This is a genomic window from Chryseobacterium sp. 22543 (genome assembly GCF_052044565.1).
Taxonomy (GTDB): domain Bacteria; phylum Bacteroidota; class Bacteroidia; order Flavobacteriales; family Weeksellaceae; genus Chryseobacterium.
On record NZ_JBQENH010000009.1, the window covers coordinates 77,076 to 97,550 of the forward strand.

Consider the following 20,475-nt stretch of genomic DNA (forward strand, 5'->3'; position numbering starts at 1 on the left):
TTTCATTTTTATAAGTTTTTACGGTTGTCGTCCGGTGTATAGTCCATAAACAGATCTCCATCAAGCTGTACAGATCTCACTTTTTTCTTAATGGGGATTACAAGATCGGTCATCTTTTGATTTTTCTCCCAAATAGAGGGTGAGAAATGAAGCTTCTCTGTGGTTCCGTCCTCATAAGACAATATTGCATCAAATGGAATAGCAAATCCACCTACGTTGGTAACGTTTATGGTGAGCATATCATTCATTTGAGAGGCTTCTGCTACTTTTAAATCAATATAATTATTGGTATAAAACCAATTCTGGAAGAACCAGTTCAGATTTTTCCCTGAACCTGTATTCATAGAGTTGAAATAATCCCATGGAACCGGATGCTTTCCATTCCAGTTGTCCATATAATGATGTAATGCCTTCTTGAACAGTTCATCTCCTAAATAATCTTTCAGAGCCAGATAAGATAATGATGCTTTCACATAGGAATTGTTTCCATATCCCGCTCCACTTACCTGCGTACTCATCGTAATCACCGGCTGATCCTGTTCTGAAGATGGATCATTGATCCATTTTTTAACACGGAAATTTTTATAAAATTCCTTAGCTGCAGCTTCTCCGTTTTCATCAATTCCTATAAGGTATTCCAATGTGGTCGCCCATCCTTCGTCCATAAAGGCATATCTTGTTTCGTTGATTCCCATATAAAAAGGGAAATAGGTATGAGCAATTTCGTGATCTGCTGTCAGCCTTGCATCCTTAAGATCATCAGGAATACTGGTATCGTTGATCATCATAGGATATTCCATATCTGCATAACCTTGAATAGCAGTCATTACGTTATAAGGATATTCTACTCCCGGCCAGTTTTTAGAGAACCAATCAAGATTATAACGCATCCAGTCTACATAGTGCTCAAAATCCTTTGCCCCATTTTTATATCCTGCCTGAACACTTGCTCTTTTTGATTTCAACTGAACACTTGCTGCATCCCACACATAATGGTTGCTCATTGCAAAACAGAAATCTGTGATGTGACTGGCTTTAAACTTCCAGACATTCCATTTATTCGGTTTGGTTACTTTACCAGACTTCATTTCCTGCTCTGTCGCAATGTGCATTACTTTATCACTTTTTAATGAAGCTTTGTATCTTTTTAAATATTCCGGCTGAAGTACGGCTTCCGGATTCAGGAAATCTCCTGTTGCCCAGACTACAAAATTCTTGGGTGCGGTGATGGCAAAACTATAGTCGTTGAAGTCGTTATAAAACTCCTGTCTGTCTGAGTGTGGAAGCATATCCCATCCGTTATAATCATCATACACGGAAATTCTTGGAAAAGAATAGGCTACATAGAATGTTTCAGGATCTATCTGTCCTTCTCTTCCACTCTGTACTGAAAGCGGATATTCCCATTCAATTTTTACTTCAGCTTTTGATTTAGATTTTAAAGCTGTTTTTAATTTTACTTTTTCAACGGTACTCCAGTCGTCACTGTTGACATCATATTTTTCACCGTTTACAATGAAAGATTTGATCTTAAGCCCTGAAGATAGAAAATCTTTAGACACAAATCCTGATCTTGGCGACTGCGGTTTATGAAGGTTATTCACAAAACGTATGGCCAGTTCAGTCAGGCTATCCGGGCTATTGTTTGTATAGAGAATTGTTTCTTTTCCGGAAACTATTTTTGTATTGGCGTCCACCCTCACATCCACATTGTAGGCTCCTTTATTCTGCCAATAGTTTTTACCTGGTGCTCCGGAGATATCACGGGTCCCTTTTTCATATGCTTTTTTGATATTCCTCGGCATATAGAGTTCCTGTGCAGACAATTGCAGTAAGGAAACGACCATCAGCATTCCGGAAAAAATTTTCTTCATAATGACCTTTTTAAAGATAGGTGTCAAAAATAGCAAAAATGTAACATCAGTAGGTTATTTCTTTTATAATAATATCTTATTGTAATGATGTTTATATCATATTATTCTACAGCCTATCTTGTTCGGCAGTTTTCTTTATTGTTTTTGCATTTTTCACAGACTGATTTCCAAAGTTGAATTTCAGTGAAAAGGAGATGCCTTGAGCATCCGTATAATCGAGGAAATAATTATCCTGATTCGCGTATTTTGTACTGACTTTCTGACCTGTTGTTCTGAAAACATCAGTGAATATAAGACTTGCTTCCAGTTTTTTATTCAGGAACTTTCTGTTCATTACAAAATATGCCGACCACGCCGCAGAAATTCTAAAAGTCCCTTGTATTCCTGGAGAATAGTAGCGGTGTCCCATTTCCATCTTCCAATCGTTGTTTTTATCAAGGGTAAAACTTGTTGAAATATTGGAGACCCAGTTCCAGACTTTATTTTTATACAGCAATCCGTCTGTACCTTTGAAATAATTTTCATTGTGTTCAAGATTTTCAGACATAATGATATTCCACCATGGTTTGACCTGAAAGTTTTTGTACAGACTCAATCCGAAAGCTTCTCCTTTTTCAATATTCGTGAAGTAATAAATGAGGCTGTTGGTACTGGGTTCCTGATATGAAATTTCCATAGACGGATACATTTCTTTTCGGTAATACAGATCCAGATTCCAGTCTTTCCAGGAATAGGTAAGATTGAGATTATGGGTGATTGTTGCTTTTAACTTCGGATCTCCCTGATAGTATGAAAACAGATTGTAATAAGATTTCGCAGGATTCAACCATGAATAGGAAGGTCTGCTGATCCTTTTCCCATAAGAGAAACCGAATTCCTGTTTATTTTCTGTGGTATATTGTGCGTAAAAAGTGGGGAAAAATTTCCAGTAATTGCTTTTATTCAATTCATAAGGTTCAGAGACCACACCTTCAAGATCTGTCATTTCCGCACGAAGCCCTCCTTTGAAATTCCATTTTCCAATGTTATAGGCTAGTGAAGAATACAGGGCAAAATTATGTTCTTTATAATCAAAGATACTGCTCTTTTCCGGGCGGTATTGCAGTACTCCATTTTCATTATCAGAGAAATCAAGTTGACTGTTGGTCTTTACAAAACTATATTTTGCTCCGGATTCCAGCTCCAGTTTATCATTTTTCCACTGATAATCGAATTGTGTGGAATACAGCTGAACATCCGCTTTATTCTTTGTAAGGAAATTATCTTCTTTTGGAAGCTGGCCTGCAAAGTTCAGACTGGTGATTACATTCTGGTATTTATCGGCGTTGTTTCCGGTAAAATAATTGATCCACGAAAGACTGCTTTTCTTATTCAGCTTCCGGTCTATCTGAAAACTTACAGAGTTATTAATGGAACGTGAGCGGTGATCGTTGATCGTGGTATAATTAGATTCTACGATATCCTGATTATTATAGATCAGTGTAGGAACATTGTAGGTTCCGAAGGATTTTGGAGAAAAATACCCTGAATAGTTGAGGCTTGCATTGGTCAAGCTGTCCAATTCATACTCCACATTAAAATTCAGGGTATTCTGGTTATAGTTTTTATCCTTCCTGTTCATCGTACTGACCCATCGGGTTTGGCTTTCCGGATAGTTCACATAGTCTGTTCCTTCCCGGTAGTATGTTCCCAGCCCTCTATAATAGCTTCCCATAATGGAAAGTTTATCTTTTTTATAATATTGGGAAAGGCCAAAAACGCCTTTCGCATATTGTGTCTGCACATATTTGGATGAGAGAATTCCCCGGTAGCCCTCAATTTTATTCTTTTTCAGAACGATATTGAGAACTGCACTTCCTGAAGCTTCATATTTCGCAGGCGGATTAGTAATCACTTCTACAGATTTCACTTCATCTCCCTGTGTATTTTCCAGAAGGTTTTTCAGTTCATCTCCCGTCAGCATTACCTTTTTATCATTAATGGTCACCAAAATTCCGGTGCTTCCCTTTACTCCGAGCACCTCATTATTTACGGTGACACTCGGTGTATTTTTTAGAATTTCCCAGGCATTGAGTGATGAAATATTACTGTTTTCAACATTAAATTCCAGACGGTCTACTTTTCTTTTCACCAAAGGCTTACGCTTCGTCATTACAACGCCTTCTATTTCCTGAGATTCTTTTTTAAGGATAATATTCAGAGGTTCAAGTTTTGTCAGATCAAGTTTTTTCTCAAATAAAGAGTATCCCTGGTTTTTAACTACCAGTTTTACCTCCTGTTCTGCTATTCCCTCCAGTATAAATTTTCCGTTTTCATCAGTTTTTAATTCTTTAATTAATGTGTTTTGAGAATTATACAGCTCAACTTTTACCGACGAAAGCTTTTCATTTTCAGTATTCATAACTGTTCCTCCAACTTTTTGTTTCTGGGCGAGAATCAAAACCGGAAAACACAGAAAAAAAAGAATTTTATACATGGCAATTTTTTATCCTAACAAAAACATTGTTCTGTTTTATGGCTACAAAAATCTGTATTGAAAGGGAGAATTTCGGTTAACGATGGGTTAATGATAGGTTAATGTCTTTTCTTTAAAATAACAAAACCTGAATTCGCAAATTCAGGTTTTAAAATCAATAGAGTATATTTTTTTATGGATAAGGAATGGCTTTATCCAGTTCAATCGGATTATAATATTTTTTGATGTCTATCTGCGTTTGTTTAGTCAAACCTGCAAACTCTTCTTTGCTTTTGATTTGCTGCCCATTAATGCGGACATTCCAGTCCGGCTGAAATTCGGTTCTCATTCTGGCATATGGATCATTGTAAAACTCCAGATTCAGTTTTACCCATTTTTTTAAGTCAATGGCAATAGGATCCAGTGAATAATGTTTTTCAAGAAAGCTTTTTGTATCGTATGTTTTTGGCAGATTTTTATTTCGGGAGAAAGAATATATAAAATCTTTCTTATCATCTTCCACATAGAGAACCAGTCCCGGCAATCCTCTGAATTTATAGGGGCCTTCAGGAATGTTGATATCCGGCGTAAACCACGCGGTCCAGTTTCTTCCTCCAAACACAGCAGTTGCTCTTTGTAAATTATAGTTATTGATCTTTTTAGTATCAGCCTCTATTTTCCACTGGATATTATCCTCTGTTTCAAAAACATAATAATAAGGCATCATCATGATCTGAACAAAGTTTTTATTTTTATTGGAATTTCTTTTTCGGATAATGGTTTGTCCGGACTGGCTGGTATGTTGAGAAGAAATTCCCCCGTGAAGAATATTCAGGGAATCGCTTACTAAAAATTCTAATTCATAAAATTTCACTTCCTCCGTATTGATATCCAGCACCATTTCTTCTTTATCATAACTTGTACCATTGGGTTCAAATCTGTATTGAAGTTCATATATAAAGCGGTGGGTTTGCGCATTAATCTGCATCCCAAGCATCAGAATAAGAAGAATAAGTGTCTTTTTCATTAAATGGTCATTAATTTTCTAAAATTACCAAAAACACATTAACCATCAGGTTAATAAAAGGTTAATGATAAAAATACTATTTCAGTAAAATGTTAAAGTTTTATCTTTGTTTCAATGATAGCCAAGAGTAAAATTCTGATTTCGGTTTTTGCCGCCCTGTTCCTCCTTTTACTGGGAATACAGGTTTACTTTATGTATAAAACCTATCAGGTAAAAGAGAGGGACATCTACAGATCCGTGAATGACGGGCTTACCAATTATACAGACGGTCTGGAAGACATTCAGGAAGCTAAAGAGAAAAATGACGACTCCCTTCAGGAAATCATTATACAATATCATAATAAGGAGATCAATAAAAAGGATTTTCTGAATTATTTTATAGAAAACAGAAAGTCTGCCAGAGAAAGACTGATCCATTATATTGACAGCCGCTACCAGAAAGACGGATATGAGATTTCTGCAAGAATCCGGTATCTTTCAATTGTTCATCTGCCAGACAGCACAAAAATAATTACAGAACCTATTGTTATTTTTGAGACACAGGATAAGCTTAAAAAGCCGCGTATTGCAAGTAACGGAAGTTGGGAAACTTCAACCACCAAAAGAGATGATTCGGATAAAGGTCAGGTTGAAAAAAGAAATACTTTTCTTGTCAAAACCCAGACAGATTTTGAGATTAAGAATATAAAGAGTATTGTTTTCAAAGAGCTTACTTTACTGATTATTTGCTGTGCTATACTTCTTTCCGGAGTCCTTCTGCTCTATATCTTCACGATCAGAAATCTGATCCAGCAGCAAAAGCAGGTAGAAGTTCTCCACACCATTGTGGATAACATTTCACATGAGTTTAAAACTCCGATCGCTACTTTAAAAATAGCTTCAAAAGCATTAAAAAAAGAATGGAATCCTGAAACACTTCCTCTTATCGACAGGCAGATTTCCCGGCTTGAAAGCCTGATGTTCCAGCTTCATAAGAATGAAATACCGGATGAGATGACAGCCATACAGCCTGAAGACTGGGATTTTTTCATTCAGGATCTTGCCGTTACTTATTCTGATATTGATTTTAAACTTGAAAATTCAGTTTCACAAAAGCTTCCCTATGATAAAAACCTGATGGAAACAGTCATTAAAAATCTTTGTGAAAACAGTGTCAAATATGGAGCATCTGTTGTGAAAATAAATATCCGTAACAGTTCTCAACAATTAGAAATCGAAGTTTCTGACAACGGTCACGGCATGGAAACAAAAGAGCTGAAGAACATTTTTGAAAAATTCTACAGAATACAGAATAACAATATTCATAATAGTAAAGGGCTTGGACTAGGACTTTATTTCGTGAAGAAAATTATTGCCAATTATGGCGGCAAAACAGAGGTATCCAGCCAGCTTAATTTGGGCAGTACTTTTAAAATATCAATTCCTTATGAAAACTAAAATTCTTCTGGCAGAAGACGATCCGGATTTCGGAATGATTCTTAAGCAATATCTTGAATTGGAAGATTTTGAAGTCAGCTGGTTTCAGAATCCTGAAGATGTAGTCCCCTTACTTCAGACTGATTTTCCTTTTCAGATAGGAATTCTGGATGTGATGATGCCCAATATAGACGGTTTCTCGCTGGCTAAAATGATCATCAAGGAAAAAAGTAATTTTCCATTGTTATTTTTAACGGCTAAAAATCAAAAAATAGACCGCCTTACCGGATTAAAAATAGGTGCTGACGATTATATCCCCAAACCCTGCGATCCTGAAGAACTTGTTCTGCGAATTAAAAATATTTTAAAGAGAACACTTCCGGCCGTTACAGAAAGTCAGATAAAAATCGGAGCATTTTCACTGGATACTACCAAACTTCTATTGTCACATCCTAACGGAAACAACCGGCTGACCATACGGGAACAAGAATTGCTGCTGTATCTTCTGAAGCATAATCGTACTATTATTACAAGAGATAATATTCTGGATAATCTCTGGGAAACGAATGATTACTTTACCGGGAGAAGTCTTGATGTATTCATCAGCAGACTCCGTAAATATTTCAACAGTGATCCTCAAATAAAAATCCAATCCCTGAGAGGAATTGGATTTGAAGTCGATTTTCCAACCAACTGATTTTTTATAGGGAAAGGTTCACAATCACCGGAAAATGGTCTGATGGATACAAAAGATTTTCTCTTCTGTCATTGATGTGTCGGTGAGATCTTATTTTGAAACCTTGTGTAAAAATATAATCAATTCTGTCTTTTGGAACTTCATTGACGTTGAAGCCAGTAAAAGTTCCTACCGGACCGTAATGTTTGGTTTCAGAATGGTAGAAAGTGTCTTTCATATTCTGTGAAAGAATTTTAATGGGTTCTGAATCATCTGTCAGGTTAAAGTCTCCGCTTAGGGCCACCGGAAGATTTTTTGGATTCAGTTCTTTTATTTTTTTCAAGATAAGTTCGGAAGATTTTACCCTTGCTACATTTCCTACATGATCGAAATGAAGATTCATCGCCAGGAATTCTTTCTTTGATTGTTTATCTTTAAATACAGCATAGGTACAGATTCTGTTCAATGCAGCATCCCAGCCTTTTGAGGGTTTTTCCGGAGTTTCAGATAACCAGAACGTTCCTGATTTTACAACTTCAAGTTTGTTCGTATCATAAAAAATAGCAGAAAATTCTCCTTTTTCTTTGCCATCATCTCTTCCTACTCCTATATAATTATAGTTTTTTAATCCTGTTTTAATATCTTTCATCTGTTCCGGAAGCGCTTCCTGTACTCCGAAATAATCAGGATGATAATAGGTCAGCAAATCTGCAACATCCTGCTTTCTTTTTGGCCAGGCATTATCTTTATCAGACTCTACATTCAGCCTGATATTAAAACTCATTACGGTAAGGTCCTGTGAAAACCCTAATGCAAAAAACATCAGAAACACCATTGAAAATCTGAAATTCATATATTATTTTATCAGTAAGAGACAAAAATAAAACTTCTCCGCGACAGAAAAGCTTTATTGATGTGATTATATTGTTAAATTATCTTTTTCTTCTTCTATAGATATAAAATATTCCTGAAATCCGGACTCCGAAACCGGTAACGGGCTTTCAAGCTTTACAACGCCTATGGTTTTATAATGAGAGGCCAGTTTTATGCTTTTACTTTTGAGAAGAACTTCAAGCTTTTTAAAATTTATATCTTTCTTTAAAACTGCGAGATAAGTGATCATAAGTATACCTGTATTAAACCGTTTCCAATATCTCTGTATTTTATGCCTTCAATAGGCCTTGCTTTTTTTTCAATCAGTTCCCAGATCTCTTTTGCTGATTTATCCGGAAACTGTTCCATGTACAAAGCAGCAAGTCCAGAAACATGCGGCGCTGCCATGCTTGTACCACTCATGCTGTAATACAAATTATTTTTGTTCTTTGCGTTTTTAGGATAGGCACTTACAATATCTACTCCGGGAGCACAGACATTGATATTTCCTCCTGTGGAAGGATTGATTCCTGCGTTTGAAAATCTGGCGATCTTCATTTGACTGTCAATAGCTCCAACAGCCATAATTGATTTTGAATTAGCCGGCATTGAAACGGGTTGCGGAATCTGTGGCCTGCTGCTGTCATTTCCTGCGGCCGCTATAATAAGACAGCCATTCTCCAGCGCCCGTTCTCCGATGGTTTCAAATAAAACAGAAGGCTGGTCATCCAATTTCACCGGGGATGCCAGCGAAAGAGATAATATTCTGATTTTTTTCGTAATCGCCCAGTCTATAGCGTCTATTACACTGCTGGTAGTACCTCTTCCATTATCCGCGAGTACTTTTGCAATTTTCAGATTGCAGTCTCTGGCAATTCCATAACGGTTTCCATTATCACTTCTGATATTTCCTCTTGCTACTCCTGCGCAATGAGTACCATGTCCGTTGGGATCCCGGTTCCAGTCTTCACCGCCTATGAAAGATTTGCCTTCAATTTCTTCAGAGGAAAAATCAGGATGGGAAGTTTCAAGTCCGGTATCCAGAATGCAGACATCAATACCTTTTCCTGTATAATTGGCATTTCCCAGCCCAATAGCTTTTAATCCCCACTCCATTTCAACAAATGATTGTTGAGGTAAAGGTTTGCCGATAATATATTTTTCAAGTTCTGAAATTTTTTCTGCGAGTCCGGCAGATTGTTTTTTAAGTTCATTAATCAACTGTAATTCATCTGCAGGAAAAAATTCTCTTTCCTTTTCGTAATAAATAATAGGATTTGATTCATTTTTTACAGCACTTTTCAACTGATCTTCATCCATATTTTCCACCACAAGAACTCCCAGGTTTTTGTAAAGCACTCCGTTATCCCGATCAATGATTTCATAGGAACGGTTTTCTTTGGAGAGAAACTCTGAAGAAGTAATATTCACTTCAAGCTCTTTCTCTATTTTCTTGAGTGCAGTTTTCTGTTGATCCTGCAGCAAAACGATATATCTTCCGGTTTTCATAATGATGTTTTTTAAATTAATTTCAGAAATACCTTTTCCAGAATAAGAAAAATATCCTCGGGAATAATGGTCAGTCTGAGCTTTTTATTAATTCCCGATATTGCTGTATTCTGCTCAACCAATGAAGTCCAGAAGCGTTCAATTTTGGGAATAGAATTCATTTCTTTCAGCTTTTCATCATCCAGAATACCGTTCTGATATAATGAGACAATGATTCCTGAAATAAGTTCTTCTGCATCGTCAAGCTTTTTATTTTCCTTAGTATATATTTCCATCAGAATATCATACATACTTTCCATTCCGTTGAATGAAAATCCTCCGAGAAGCTCTCGTCTTCCAGTCGCTATTTTCTCCATTTTAATAGGATTAAAACCTCTTTTAACGGTAGAAATCATATTCATAATCTTCAACACTTCAGATTCGTGGCTGGTGTTTCCTTTGGTACGGAAATATTCAAGAACCTCATTAAGAAATACGTCAAACCGGGCATCAAAGTCAAATGATTTTGACAGATACAAAGCCTGAACATCATTGAAATGTTCCAGAAGCTCCTTAATTTTCTGTACCGTAAAGTGAATAAGTTCCTGCATTACTCAAAAGTTATCTGTTCTATTTCATTACCGTCTTTATCTTTGTAGGACACAATCCTGATTCCTTCTTCCTCCATTTCCACATGAAGGTTGATGAATAGTTTATCTTTATCTTCCGCGGCGCTGGTATTGGGATCTATGTAGATGTTGTTCAGTTTTGCATTCACCAGCGTATATTTATTCAGCAGAATCTTTGAAAAAATCTCTTTCAATTCATCAGTTTCGTCTTCTGTTGTGCCATCTTGAGGCCGAAAGATTCCGGAATTAAGAAGCTGTACTTTGTGTCTGAGATCCAGCTTAAGAACTTCATTGGCAGGAAGCTTTCCGAATTTCTGATCATTTTTTTCCAGTTTACTGAACAGTGTTTTGAACTCTTCGGTCTGAATCTGTTTTAGGGTAATTTGAGGAATATTCATCTTTTTCTCCTTGTTCACCAGGTGAATTCTCTCATTCAGTTCTGTAACGAACTGATCCTGATTCAGTTTAAAATTATATTTGGGAGCTGAATCTATATCTGTAATTTTGATCGGAATATCCATCTTTACACTGGGCAGGGCATATCGTGGAACCTTAAAATATTTAAGATATTCATGACGGGCATATTCTTTTGCAATAAGAACAGCATTTTCGTCTGCCTTTTTACGAGCCTGAATTATCTCGTTGTTGAGATAATCCAGGTAATCTGATAGTTTTATCATCTTTCGTAAAATAAATTATTGTGAAAGAAGCCCAAGCACTTTTTCAAGTCCGGCAGGCATTTCGTCATTGGTTGCACGTACTTTTACCCCAAGAGAATATTCTTTTTCAACCTTGATTCCTGTACTGGAAGTTCTTTTGTAAGATACATCCACTTTGAATTTTACAGGTCCCCATCCTCCGGATACTCCTGCGTTAATACCGAATTCGTCGCTTACGTCCTTCGTGTAAGTAGAATTAAGTTTAACATTAAAGTCTACTTCACAGGTTTCAATTCTAAAACTTGGAACATTCAGCAATGCAATAAACGGAACTGAAATCTCTACATCATTCGGAATCGTTTTAGGGTTGGCGGCACTTACTGGCTCATCTTCTTTAAAATCCGGATTCGGAATATTTTTTTTGTATTTGAATTCTGCCATTCTCAGTTTTTTAGCACTGGCAGCATTAGCAGGATCTGTAAGTTCAAACCCAACTTCATTGATGAAATTAACGGTAGCAATAGAGGCATTAGACTGTGCTTTTACGCACGCATCCAAAGGTCCGCCAATGATCGTAGCAAAGTCGATACTTCCCAATTCTGCTGCAAAATCTGCACTGGCAGCGTCTGAAGTTCTGAAAATCTCTTCATCAGCAGCCATTTTACCCGCAATAAGCTTCATGATTTCTGAAGAAACTCCGGAAAAGGATTTTTCCCACTTTTCATCATAATTCTTTTTGAAATCTTCTACGATACCTAACAGTTCTTTATTGGTCAATGCGCTTAATTCTGAAGTCTCGATTCCTGATACTTTTTCATAGACTGCCGGAGTAAGAACTTTTTCAACTCCTGACAAAAGGTCAATTAACTCACTTTTTGTTTTTTTGGCGTGGCTTGCTTCAAGCACCGATTTTAATGTTTCCATGTTGTTTTTGTTTTTGATTAATATTGTAGGACAAAATTATATTGCAGACCACTCAAACATTGCAGGAGAACACCTCTACTTACCCCGGAAAAACACCCTAAAAAAATAAAAGCCTGAACTTACGATGGTAAGCTCAGGCTTTTGTAATGCACACTGTGGATATTTATTTTATAAAACGTAAAGATGATAATGAATTCTTCTTATTCTTAAGCAAGCTAAGAAAGCACCAAGTTGCTGATGAAGCTGCATGGCTATGCGTTCGCTTAGAAAGAATCAATTTCATTGATTCCATCCTTTGCTCTCTTAAGAATATTACAGTATACAAATGAAAGCTTTGCGTTAAATTTAAATGTATCCAATATTTCTATGCAGGTTTTTTGCTGTTGTTTTCCAGGTTGACATCAGGAACTACTGAATTCGGATCCAGCTTCACCTCATCTATTTCTTTTGTAGAATCTACTTTGAATGTCCATTCTGTATTTCTTTTCCAAACCTCAACAGGAATTTTCACTGTTTGCGCAGTTCCATCTTTGAATTTTAACTGTACCGTGGTAGGCATTGGCATTTGCCCAAGATTTTCAACAGTGATCTGAACTCCGTTCTTAAAGTCACCATTGATATATTTTACATTTTTAACGGCCTGATCAATTTTCCATTTATTAAAGAACCATCCTCTCCAGAACCAGTTCAGTTCTTCTCCGGAAACATTTTCCATGGTGTGGAAGAAGTCCCATGGTGTAGGATGTTTAAAAGCCCAACGGTCTATATATGTTCTGAATGCTTTATCAAATTTTTCAGGTCCGAGAATAGTTTCTCTTAAAACATCCAATCCTGTTCCCGGCTTATAGTAAGCCAAAGCACCGATACTTCTTTCTTTCATATTGTCCGGTCCTACCATTACAGGCTCCAGGCTGTCCGTCAGCAGATACATTCCTGATCTTGCCAGATTCGGTTTATTATAATACTCTCCTTTATTGAAAGCTTCAGTTGAAAGTCCATTAATGAATGTATTGAATCCTTCATCCATCCATGCAAACAGCCTTTCATTAGAGCCTACGATCATAGGAAACCAGTTGTGCCCGAACTCGTGATCTGTAACACCCCAAAGATCTTCTCCTTTGGAATCCATATGACAGAATACAATTCCCGGGTATTCCATTCCGCCTTCATTTCCTGCTACATTGGTAGCTGCCGGATATGTGTATTCATACCATTTTTTTGAATAATGTTCTATGGCAGCCTTTGTATATTCTGTAGATCTTCCCCAAGCTTTTTCACCAGCACTTTCTGCCGGATAAGCAGAAATAGCCAATGATTTTTTTCCACTAGGCAGATTAATTTTTGCAGCATCTAAAATAAATCCGGCAGAAGAAGCCCAGGCAAAATCTCTGGTCTGTGTTATTTTAAATTTCCATGTTTTTGTACCGGAAGCTTTATTTTTACCGATTTCAGATTCAGGATGAATCATCACCGTTTTATCACTGTTTCTTGCCTCGTTCCATCTGTTGATCTCTTCTTTGCTGTATACTTCTTTCTCATTCAGAAGTTCTCCGGATGCTACTACATAATGATTGGCAGGAACGGTGATATTGGCTGTAATGTTCCCATATTCCAAATAAAACTCCGAAGCTCCAAGATATGGAAGCGTATTCCAGCCCATGACATCATCATACACACACATTCTCGGGTACCATTGTGCCATAGTAAAAATTTTACCGTTTTTGGTATCCTGTATTCCCATTCTGTCTGAACCATATTCGGGAGAGACAAAAGAATATTCAATTTCTATTTTGGCAACTCCTCCATTGGCTTTCAGTTCCTTTGGAAGATCAATCTGCATTCTGGTATCGGTAATGGTATATTTCACCTCTCTTTTTCCGTCAAGCTTTACTGATTTAATTTTATATCCGCCATTAAATTCTTCACCATGAGCTCCGTTTCTGCTTCCCGAAAGCGGAACTACACCGTTTCCTCTGGAATCTTTTGCAAACAGATTCTGATCCAGCTGCAGCCAAAGAAAACCTAATTTATCCGGGCTGTTGTTGGTATAGGTAATCTGCGCTGTACCGGTAATCTCTTTTTTATCTTCATTCAGGCTGACATTCAAATGATAATCTGCTGAATTCTGCCAATAAGCATGTCCCGGCTGTCCGCTTGCAGAACGTGTTGCTGTACCTGTCTGCGGATAGAAAAACGGCTTAAATGCCTCTACATAATCATATTTTGGGGTTTCCTGCGCATGTACAGAGCCTGAAAACAGGATAACTGCAACGGTGGAAACGAGGGTTGGAAGTTTAAAATTCATATGAAAAATATTATTTTACTGTATAGGTAAAAAAAACTCCCGGAATTGTTACACATCCGGGAGTTTTTTTAATATAAGTTTAATTTAATTTGATTTTTTTGCTTTAATCATGGCTTCTAAAGCATCCCACATTTCACGAGGAATTTCTTCAAGCATATTAAATTCTCCGGCTCCCTGAAGCCATTCTCCTCCATCAATGGTTACTACCTCACCATTCATATACGCTGAATAATCAGAAACCAGATAAGCAGCAAGATTGGCAAGCTCCTGGTGTTCTCCTACTCTTCTCAACGGAACTTTTTTCTTCATATCGAATTTCTCCTGAAGATCTCCCGGAAGAAGTCTGTCCCAAGCTCCTTTTGTAGGGAAAGGTCCCGGCGCAATAGCATTGAAACGAATTCCGTATTTTGCCCATTCTACAGCCAGTGATCGGGTCATCGCCAAGACTCCTGCTTTTGCACAGGCAGATGGCACTACATAGGCAGAACCTGTCCATGCGTAAGTTGTTACGATATTTAATACAGTTCCCGGAGTTTTAGAATCTATCCAATGCTTTCCTACAGAAAGAGTACAGTTTTTTGTTCCTTTTAAAACAATATCCAGAATAGAATCAAAAGCGGAATGAGTCAGTTTTTCTGTTGGAGAGATAAAATTTCCGGCAGCGTTATTCAACAAAATATCAATCTTTCCGAATTCTTTCAGGGTAGCTTCTTTCATCGCTTCCACTTCATCCCAGTTTCTTACATCACACGCTACACAAAGTACTTTACCTCCTGTTTCATCTTCCAGTTCCTTAGCTGTTGTCTGTAGCTTCTCCAGATTTCTGGAAGTAATCACTACTTTGGCGCCCAGTTCAAGAAAGTATTTAGTCATCGCTTTTCCAAGACCGCTTCCGCCTCCTGTTACAATTGCTACTTTATCTTTTAGTGCACCTTCGCGCAGCATAGGTTGTGTATATAGACTCATAAATTATTTTTTCTTAAAAATAATAAATATTGAAATGCAATCCTTTAAAATAGATTGAGAAATAATGCTACAAATAATTATTCTTTAGATTATTTTAAAAACTAATCAAATATTTAAAAAGAAAATAGCCTGATAATTGTTATCAGGCTATTTTTTATTTGTTAAAACGATATATTAAGAAGCTACCACTCCTTTGAAAGAAAGTGTCTTAGGAGTTTTGCTGTCACTTGTAGTAACATTTACAGTCTTCATAAACGGACCTGCTGCCGCTGCGTTATAGCTAGCTTCTACAAATCCTTTTTTTCCTGGCTGGATAGGAGTTTTTGTATAATCAGCTGTAGTACATCCGCATGAAGGCGCTACATTCTGAATAATGATTGGTTTTGAACTTGTATTGGTAAATTCAAATCTGATCAATTTTGGTTTCCCCTGAGGAATATTTCCTACGTCTATAGATTCTGATTTCCATTTAATAGCATCAGCTACCATTTTTACAATGGATGGAGCGTCTGCAGTAAGTACATTAGCATAAAAAGGAGAGAATGCCAACACTGCCAAAAGAGCTGTAATTTTTAGTTTTTTCATGAGTATAAATTTTAATATTATTTTATTTCGATATAGCAAATGTAAAGCAGACCGTGATTACAACTTGTTAACCGCTGTCAAACATTTGTTAACGAGTTGTTAATAATAAAAGATAAATAGATAATTTTGGATAATATTGTTTCAGGAAATGAAAATAAAAAGACTCAATATTATAATAACGCTGGGATTTATTGCTATTATCGGAATTTTAATAGCACAGCTGATGTGGACCCGTCAGGCTTATAATCTTGAAGATAAAAAATTTAATCAGAAGGTCAATATTGCCTTAATGGAAGTTGCGGAAAAACTCTCCGGAGGAAAGACGTCCTATACTGAAAACCCTGTACAGAATATTGCGAATGACTATTATGTGGTAAATATTAACAATGAATTTCATCCTGTAGTGCTGGAGTATTATCTGAAGACAGAATTTACCCGTTTCCAGATCAATACAGATTATGTTTATGCCTTATACAACTGTCACAGTGACAAAATGGTGTACGGAAAGTACATGACGTCACACCAGGAAAGTCCCAGTAATAAAGTGATCAACTTTCCAAAGCACAAAAATCTGATTTATTATTTTTCGATACGTTTTCCTGATAAAACAACTTATCTGATCAGTTCATTAAGGTTCTGGTATCTTCTTACATTTGCCCTTATTATCATTCTTCTGGTGTATGTATATTCTATTTATACCATTATTCAGCAGAAGAAATTTTCGGAGTTGCAGCGTGACTTTATCAATAATATGACTCACGAGTTTAAAACGCCTCTATCTTCGATACTTTTAGCTTCAGAGGCACTCAATAAGCAGAATCTGGTGCAGGACAATTCCAAATTGCAGACCTATACATCCATCATTATCAACCAAAGTCATAAGCTTAACAATCATATTGAGAAAATACTGAATATTGCTAAAAATGATGCCGCAGGACTGTCATTAAAGCCCCAAAAAATTCTGTTGCTTCCCTTTATTCAGGAGATTGCAGATAGTATAGAGTACAAAAATAAAGATCTCAGCATCGAGATTGATATTGAAAACAGCACTTCAGTAATGGCCGATGAATTCCACTTTACCAACATTATTTATAACCTATTGGATAATTCCATCAAGTATTGTGAAACAAAGCCAGTGATTAAAATTTCAGCTTATAAAGATTCAAAAGGTTTATATTTAAAGTTTAAAGACAACGGAATGGGAATTCCCGCTAAAAATATTCCTCATATTTTTGAAAAATTTTATAGGGTACACACCAAAAGAAGTGAGGAAGTGAATGGTTTTGGATTGGGATTATTTTATGTAAAGAAAGTCGTTCAACAGCATCACTGGAAAATTTCTGTTGAGAATAATGAAGATAAAGGAATTACTACTACCCTGTTTTTTCCGTTTTCAAATAATCATGTGTAAGTATGGAGAAATCTAAAATTTTATATGCCGAAGATGACAAAACAATAGCTTTCCTGGTGGAAGACAGTCTTGAGAGTTATTATGACATCAGCTGTTACTCGGATGGTGAATCAGCATTGGAAGCATTTAACAGTCAGAATTTTGATATTTGCCTGCTGGATATTATGATGCCCGGCATGAACGGATTTGAAGTAGCCGAACATATCCGCAGTAAAAATTCTGAGATCCCTATTATTTTCATTTCTGCAAAAGCGTTAAAAGAAGACAGAATAAAAGGTCTTAAAATAGGTGCCGATGATTATCTGGTAAAGCCATTCAGTATTGAAGAACTGATGCTGAAAATTGAAGTTTTCCTGAAACGCACCAAGAAAACAGATACTTCCCCTCTAAAGTATAAAGTAGGAAGGTATGATTTTGATCCCAAAAACTATACGCTGCAAGGCATAGAAAACAGCATTACTCTTACCCAAAGAGAATCTGACCTTCTTTTGTATTTTATCTGTCACAAGAATCTGGTTGTCAAAAGGCAGGATATTCTGAAGGCAATCTGGGGTGATGATGACTATTTTATGGGGCGCAGCCTCGATGTATTTATTTCCCGGTTGCGAAAGGTGCTTGCCGAAGAACGGAATGTTTTAATAGAAAACCTGCATGGAATAGGTTTTCGTTTTTCTGAAAAAGAATAAATAGTACCTGAATTTATCTAAAACACAATAGCAAATGATGATTTTAATTAATTTTAAACTTTGAAAAATTGTCATTAATGAAAAATCACAGACCCATTGTTTTTCTTTCTCTATTATTTTTAAGTGCAAACTTTCATGCCCAAAAATTTGAAAAATTAATACAATACGTCAATCCGCTGATCGGCACTGAAAAAATGGGCCATACTTATCCCGGAGCTACAGTTCCCTTTGGTGCGGTACAGCTAAGCCCTGAAACAGATACTATTTCTTATGAACTTAACGGAAAATACAATGGCGAGGTTTATAAATACTGCGCCGGCTACCGCTATGAAGATAAAACCATTGTAGGTTTCAGTTCCACCCACTTCAGTGGAACGGGACATTCCGATCTTGGAGATTTTCTGATCATGCCAATGGTAGGAAAGCTTCAACTGAATCCCGGAACAGCTTCCAATCCTGAAAGCGGCTATAGAAGCAGATTTTCTCACCAAAACGAAACAGCTGAAGCTGGATATTACAAAGTAAAACTGGATGATCACAATATTCTGGCAGAGCTGACAGCAACACCAAGAGTTGGAATCCACCGCTATACTTTCCCAAAGTCTGATCAGTCCCATATTATTCTGGATCTCATGGCAGGTATTTACAATTATGATGGAAAAAATGTATGGACATACGTGCGTGTAGAAAGCGGAAATACCATCACCGGATATCGCCAGACCAATGGCTGGGCAAGAACAAGAACGGTTTATTTTGCGATGAAGTTTTCAAAACCTTTTAAATCTTATGGTCAGAAAAACTACGATGAGAAGCAGGTTTATAAAGGGTTTTGGAGAAAATTTGACCAAAATCAGAATTTCCCTGAGATTGCGGGAAAGAACCTGAAGATGTTTTTCGATTTTGACACTAATGATAATGAAGCTATTGAAGTAAAGCTTGCCATTTCTCCTGTAAGTCAAACCAACGCTTTGGAAAACCTGGAAAAAGAAGTCGGAGGTATGAATTTCGATCAGGTTAAGGCTCAGACTCAAAGCAGCTGGAATAAGGAATTAAATAAAATTGTCATTAAAGGTTCTGATACGGAAAAAACGAATTTTTATACCGCGATGTATCACACCTTTATCAATCCAACGACTTACATGGATGTTAATGGAGAATATAAAGGTCTGGATCAGAACCTTCATAAAGCAGACGGCTTTACCAATTATACGACCTTCTCTTTATGGGATACTTACCGTACTCTTCATCCATTCTTTAATATTATTCAGCCCAAACGGAATAGTGATATGGTAAAATCTATGATGGCTCATTATAACCAGTTTTCTATGAAAATGCTGCCCATCTGGTCACATTATGCCAATGACAACTGGTGTATGAGTGGTTATCACAGTGTAAGTGTAGTGGCAGATGCTATTATTAAAGGAAATTATGAAGGAGATCCTGAAGAAGCATTAAAAGCATGTATAGAAACGGCTAACAAAAGAAATTATGAAGGAATCGGCCAATATATCGATCTTGGATATATTCCGGCTGAGAAAAGCGGAACTTCAGTTTCCAATACACTGGAATATGCTTATGATGACTGGGCTATTGCTCAATTGGCAAAACATTTAAACAAAACAGAAATTTACAATCAGTTTATCAAGCGATCTGAAAACTGGAAAAATAATTTTGACAAAACAATAGGATTTATGCGTCCGCGTCTGGCAGATGGAAGCTTTAAAAAATATTTCGATGTGTTAAGCACTCATGGACAGGGCTTTATTGAAGGAAATTCATGGAACTACAGTTTCTTTGTTCCCCAAAATCCGGATGAGCTGATCACGATGATGGGTGGAAAGAAGAAATTTGCCTCAAAGCTGGATGAACTGTTCACGATGCATTTACCTGACGAATTCTTTGCAGACACTGAAGATATTACCCGGGAAGGAATCATTGGGGGATATGTTCACGGAAACGAACCCGCTCACCATGTCGCTTATTTTTATAACTGGGCAGGACAGCCATGGAAAGCACAGGCACAGATCCGCCGTATTTTGGAAATGCAGTATAAAGCTACACCAGATGGATTGGGCGGAAATGATGATGCGGGACAAATGAGTGCCTGGTATATTTTAAGTTCATTAGGCTTCTATCCTGTAGCGCCCGGTTCAGAAGATTATTCAATAGGAAGTCCTGCGATTGATGCTGCTGTACTGAATCTGGAAAACGGAAAAACTTTTGAAATTGAAGCTATTAATCAAAGTCCGAAAAATGTATATGTTCAAAAGGTTCTTTTGAATGGAAAAGAGATTAAAACCTTTACGCTGAAGCATTCTGAGATTATGAATGGTGGGAAGCTGACATTTTATATGGGCAGTAAGGCGAAAAAGTAAAAAATATATTCTCGCAGATCTGCGAGAGCTAAGAACAAGTTTTGGCTAAAGCCAATGGAAGATTTAAAATAAAAGAGCGGGCTAAAGCCCGCTCCTATTGAATTATCTTGACAATCTCAGGTTAAT

17 protein-coding genes are annotated in these 20,475 nt (G+C 36.9%); 5 read left to right on the top strand and 12 right to left on the bottom strand.

Features of this window, described 5'->3' with window-relative positions; all coding sequences use genetic code 11:
- Nucleotides 1–8 precede the first annotated feature (8 nt).
- The 3 genes from ACTJIP_RS22275 to ACTJIP_RS22285 all read right to left on the bottom strand — a co-directional run bounded on the left by ACTJIP_RS22275 (nucleotide 9) and on the right by ACTJIP_RS22285 (nucleotide 5,356).
- Nucleotides 9–1,874, bottom strand: coding sequence for a M1 family metallopeptidase (locus ACTJIP_RS22275; RefSeq protein WP_219072146.1), 1,866 nt, complete (start codon nucleotides 1,872–1,874; stop codon nucleotides 9–11).
- Between the two features lie 106 nt (nucleotides 1,875–1,980).
- Nucleotides 1,981–4,350, bottom strand: a complete 2,370-nt coding sequence (locus ACTJIP_RS22280; protein WP_440705110.1) for an outer membrane beta-barrel protein — start codon at nucleotides 4,348–4,350, stop codon at nucleotides 1,981–1,983.
- A gap of 172 nt (nucleotides 4,351–4,522) precedes the next feature.
- Nucleotides 4,523–5,356: a GLPGLI family protein gene (locus ACTJIP_RS22285; protein ID WP_077413765.1), complete on the bottom strand. Its 834-nt coding sequence runs from the start codon at nucleotides 5,354–5,356 to the stop codon at nucleotides 4,523–4,525.
- A 114-nt stretch (nucleotides 5,357–5,470) separates the two neighbouring features.
- Between ACTJIP_RS22285 and ACTJIP_RS22290 the strand changes: the two genes are divergently transcribed.
- The gene (locus ACTJIP_RS22290) at nucleotides 5,471–6,793 is read left to right on the top strand and encodes a sensor histidine kinase (RefSeq protein WP_077413766.1); all 1,323 of its coding nucleotides are present in this window, start codon (nucleotides 5,471–5,473) and stop codon (nucleotides 6,791–6,793) included.
- On the top strand, nucleotides 6,783–7,469 hold the full coding sequence (locus ACTJIP_RS22295; RefSeq protein ID WP_077413767.1) for a response regulator transcription factor: 687 nt from the start codon (nucleotides 6,783–6,785) through the stop codon (nucleotides 7,467–7,469). Before ACTJIP_RS22290 ends, ACTJIP_RS22295 begins: the two co-directional genes overlap by 11 nt.
- Before the next feature lie 4 nt (nucleotides 7,470–7,473).
- On the opposite strand, the gene ACTJIP_RS22300 is transcribed toward ACTJIP_RS22295, so the two are convergent.
- The 9 genes from ACTJIP_RS22300 to ACTJIP_RS22340 form a co-directional block, all read right to left on the bottom strand.
- The gene (locus ACTJIP_RS22300) at nucleotides 7,474–8,301 is read right to left on the bottom strand and encodes an endonuclease/exonuclease/phosphatase family protein (protein WP_077413768.1); all 828 of its coding nucleotides are present in this window, start codon (nucleotides 8,299–8,301) and stop codon (nucleotides 7,474–7,476) included.
- Nucleotides 8,302–8,367: 66 nt separating this feature from the next.
- Nucleotides 8,368–8,571, bottom strand: a complete 204-nt coding sequence (locus ACTJIP_RS22305) for a hypothetical protein (RefSeq protein WP_077413769.1) — start codon at nucleotides 8,569–8,571, stop codon at nucleotides 8,368–8,370.
- Nucleotides 8,568–9,830 carry a S8 family peptidase gene (locus ACTJIP_RS22310; protein ID WP_440705111.1) on the bottom strand — a complete coding sequence of 421 codons (1,263 nt, stop codon included), beginning with the start codon at nucleotides 9,828–9,830 and terminating at the stop codon, nucleotides 8,568–8,570. The genes ACTJIP_RS22305 and ACTJIP_RS22310 overlap by 4 nt, the downstream gene beginning before the upstream one ends.
- 11 nt (nucleotides 9,831–9,841) lie before the next feature.
- Nucleotides 9,842–10,420, bottom strand: coding sequence for a hypothetical protein (locus ACTJIP_RS22315; protein WP_077413771.1), 579 nt, complete (start codon nucleotides 10,418–10,420; stop codon nucleotides 9,842–9,844).
- Nucleotides 10,420–11,118, bottom strand: coding sequence for a hypothetical protein (locus tag ACTJIP_RS22320; protein WP_440705112.1), 699 nt, complete (start codon nucleotides 11,116–11,118; stop codon nucleotides 10,420–10,422). The genes ACTJIP_RS22315 and ACTJIP_RS22320 overlap by 1 nt, the downstream gene beginning before the upstream one ends.
- A 15-nt stretch (nucleotides 11,119–11,133) precedes the next feature.
- On the bottom strand, nucleotides 11,134–12,021 hold the full coding sequence (locus ACTJIP_RS22325; protein ID WP_440705113.1) for a DUF2589 domain-containing protein: 888 nt from the start codon (nucleotides 12,019–12,021) through the stop codon (nucleotides 11,134–11,136).
- Nucleotides 12,022–12,385: 364 nt separating this feature from the next.
- Nucleotides 12,386–14,326 carry a M1 family metallopeptidase gene (locus ACTJIP_RS22330; protein ID WP_440705114.1) on the bottom strand — a complete coding sequence of 647 codons (1,941 nt, stop codon included), beginning with the start codon at nucleotides 14,324–14,326 and terminating at the stop codon, nucleotides 12,386–12,388.
- Between the two features lie 84 nt (nucleotides 14,327–14,410).
- Nucleotides 14,411–15,292, bottom strand: coding sequence for an SDR family oxidoreductase (locus ACTJIP_RS22335; RefSeq protein WP_047382900.1), 882 nt, complete (start codon nucleotides 15,290–15,292; stop codon nucleotides 14,411–14,413).
- Between the two features lie 174 nt (nucleotides 15,293–15,466).
- Complete coding sequence (locus ACTJIP_RS22340; protein ID WP_034695742.1) at nucleotides 15,467–15,877, bottom strand: DUF1573 domain-containing protein; 411 nt, start codon at nucleotides 15,875–15,877, stop codon at nucleotides 15,467–15,469.
- 148 nt (nucleotides 15,878–16,025) lie between these two features.
- On the opposite strand from ACTJIP_RS22340, the gene ACTJIP_RS22345 reads away from it, so the two are divergent.
- The 3 genes from ACTJIP_RS22345 (at nucleotide 16,026) to ACTJIP_RS22355 (ending at nucleotide 20,349) form a co-directional block, all read left to right on the top strand.
- The gene (locus tag ACTJIP_RS22345; protein ID WP_180565088.1) at nucleotides 16,026–17,288 is read left to right on the top strand and encodes a sensor histidine kinase; all 1,263 of its coding nucleotides are present in this window, start codon (nucleotides 16,026–16,028) and stop codon (nucleotides 17,286–17,288) included.
- Nucleotides 17,289–17,290: 2 nt separating this feature from the next.
- Nucleotides 17,291–17,974, top strand: coding sequence for a response regulator transcription factor (locus ACTJIP_RS22350; RefSeq protein ID WP_077413776.1), 684 nt, complete (start codon nucleotides 17,291–17,293; stop codon nucleotides 17,972–17,974).
- Between the two features lie 77 nt (nucleotides 17,975–18,051).
- Entirely contained in the window at nucleotides 18,052–20,349 is a 2,298-nt protein-coding gene (locus ACTJIP_RS22355) for a GH92 family glycosyl hydrolase (protein WP_440705115.1), read from the top strand.
- Nucleotides 20,350–20,475 lie beyond the last annotated feature (126 nt).

Excerpts from the sequence above, each read along its gene's own strand:
- ACTJIP_RS22325 (WP_440705113.1), bottom strand. The coding sequence starts at position 12,021 with ATGGAAACATTAAAATCGGTGCTTGAAGCAAGCCACGCCAAAAAAACA.
- ACTJIP_RS22280 (WP_440705110.1), bottom strand. The coding sequence starts at position 4,350 with ATGTATAAAATTCTTTTTTTTCTGTGTTTTCCGGTTTTGATTCTCGCC.
- ACTJIP_RS22310 (WP_440705111.1), bottom strand. The coding sequence starts at position 9,830 with ATGAAAACCGGAAGATATATCGTTTTGCTGCAGGATCAACAGAAAACT.
- ACTJIP_RS22355 (WP_440705115.1), top strand. The coding sequence starts at position 18,052 with ATGAAAAATCACAGACCCATTGTTTTTCTTTCTCTATTATTTTTAAGT.
- ACTJIP_RS22290 (WP_077413766.1), top strand. The coding sequence starts at position 5,471 with ATGATAGCCAAGAGTAAAATTCTGATTTCGGTTTTTGCCGCCCTGTTC.
- ACTJIP_RS22330 (WP_440705114.1), bottom strand. The coding sequence starts at position 14,326 with ATGAATTTTAAACTTCCAACCCTCGTTTCCACCGTTGCAGTTATCCTG.
- ACTJIP_RS22285 (WP_077413765.1), bottom strand. The coding sequence starts at position 5,356 with ATGAAAAAGACACTTATTCTTCTTATTCTGATGCTTGGGATGCAGATT.
- ACTJIP_RS22320 (WP_440705112.1), bottom strand. The coding sequence starts at position 11,118 with ATGATAAAACTATCAGATTACCTGGATTATCTCAACAACGAGATAATT.
- ACTJIP_RS22350 (WP_077413776.1), top strand. The coding sequence starts at position 17,291 with ATGGAGAAATCTAAAATTTTATATGCCGAAGATGACAAAACAATAGCT.
- ACTJIP_RS22340 (WP_034695742.1), bottom strand. The coding sequence starts at position 15,877 with ATGAAAAAACTAAAAATTACAGCTCTTTTGGCAGTGTTGGCATTCTCT.
- ACTJIP_RS22275 (WP_219072146.1), bottom strand. The coding sequence starts at position 1,874 with ATGAAGAAAATTTTTTCCGGAATGCTGATGGTCGTTTCCTTACTGCAA.
- ACTJIP_RS22315 (WP_077413771.1), bottom strand. The coding sequence starts at position 10,420 with ATGCAGGAACTTATTCACTTTACGGTACAGAAAATTAAGGAGCTTCTG.
- ACTJIP_RS22300 (WP_077413768.1), bottom strand. The coding sequence starts at position 8,301 with ATGAATTTCAGATTTTCAATGGTGTTTCTGATGTTTTTTGCATTAGGG.
- ACTJIP_RS22305 (WP_077413769.1), bottom strand. The coding sequence starts at position 8,571 with ATGATCACTTATCTCGCAGTTTTAAAGAAAGATATAAATTTTAAAAAG.
- ACTJIP_RS22335 (WP_047382900.1), bottom strand. The coding sequence starts at position 15,292 with ATGAGTCTATATACACAACCTATGCTGCGCGAAGGTGCACTAAAAGAT.
- ACTJIP_RS22295 (WP_077413767.1), top strand. The coding sequence starts at position 6,783 with ATGAAAACTAAAATTCTTCTGGCAGAAGACGATCCGGATTTCGGAATG.
- ACTJIP_RS22345 (WP_180565088.1), top strand. The coding sequence starts at position 16,026 with ATGAAAATAAAAAGACTCAATATTATAATAACGCTGGGATTTATTGCT.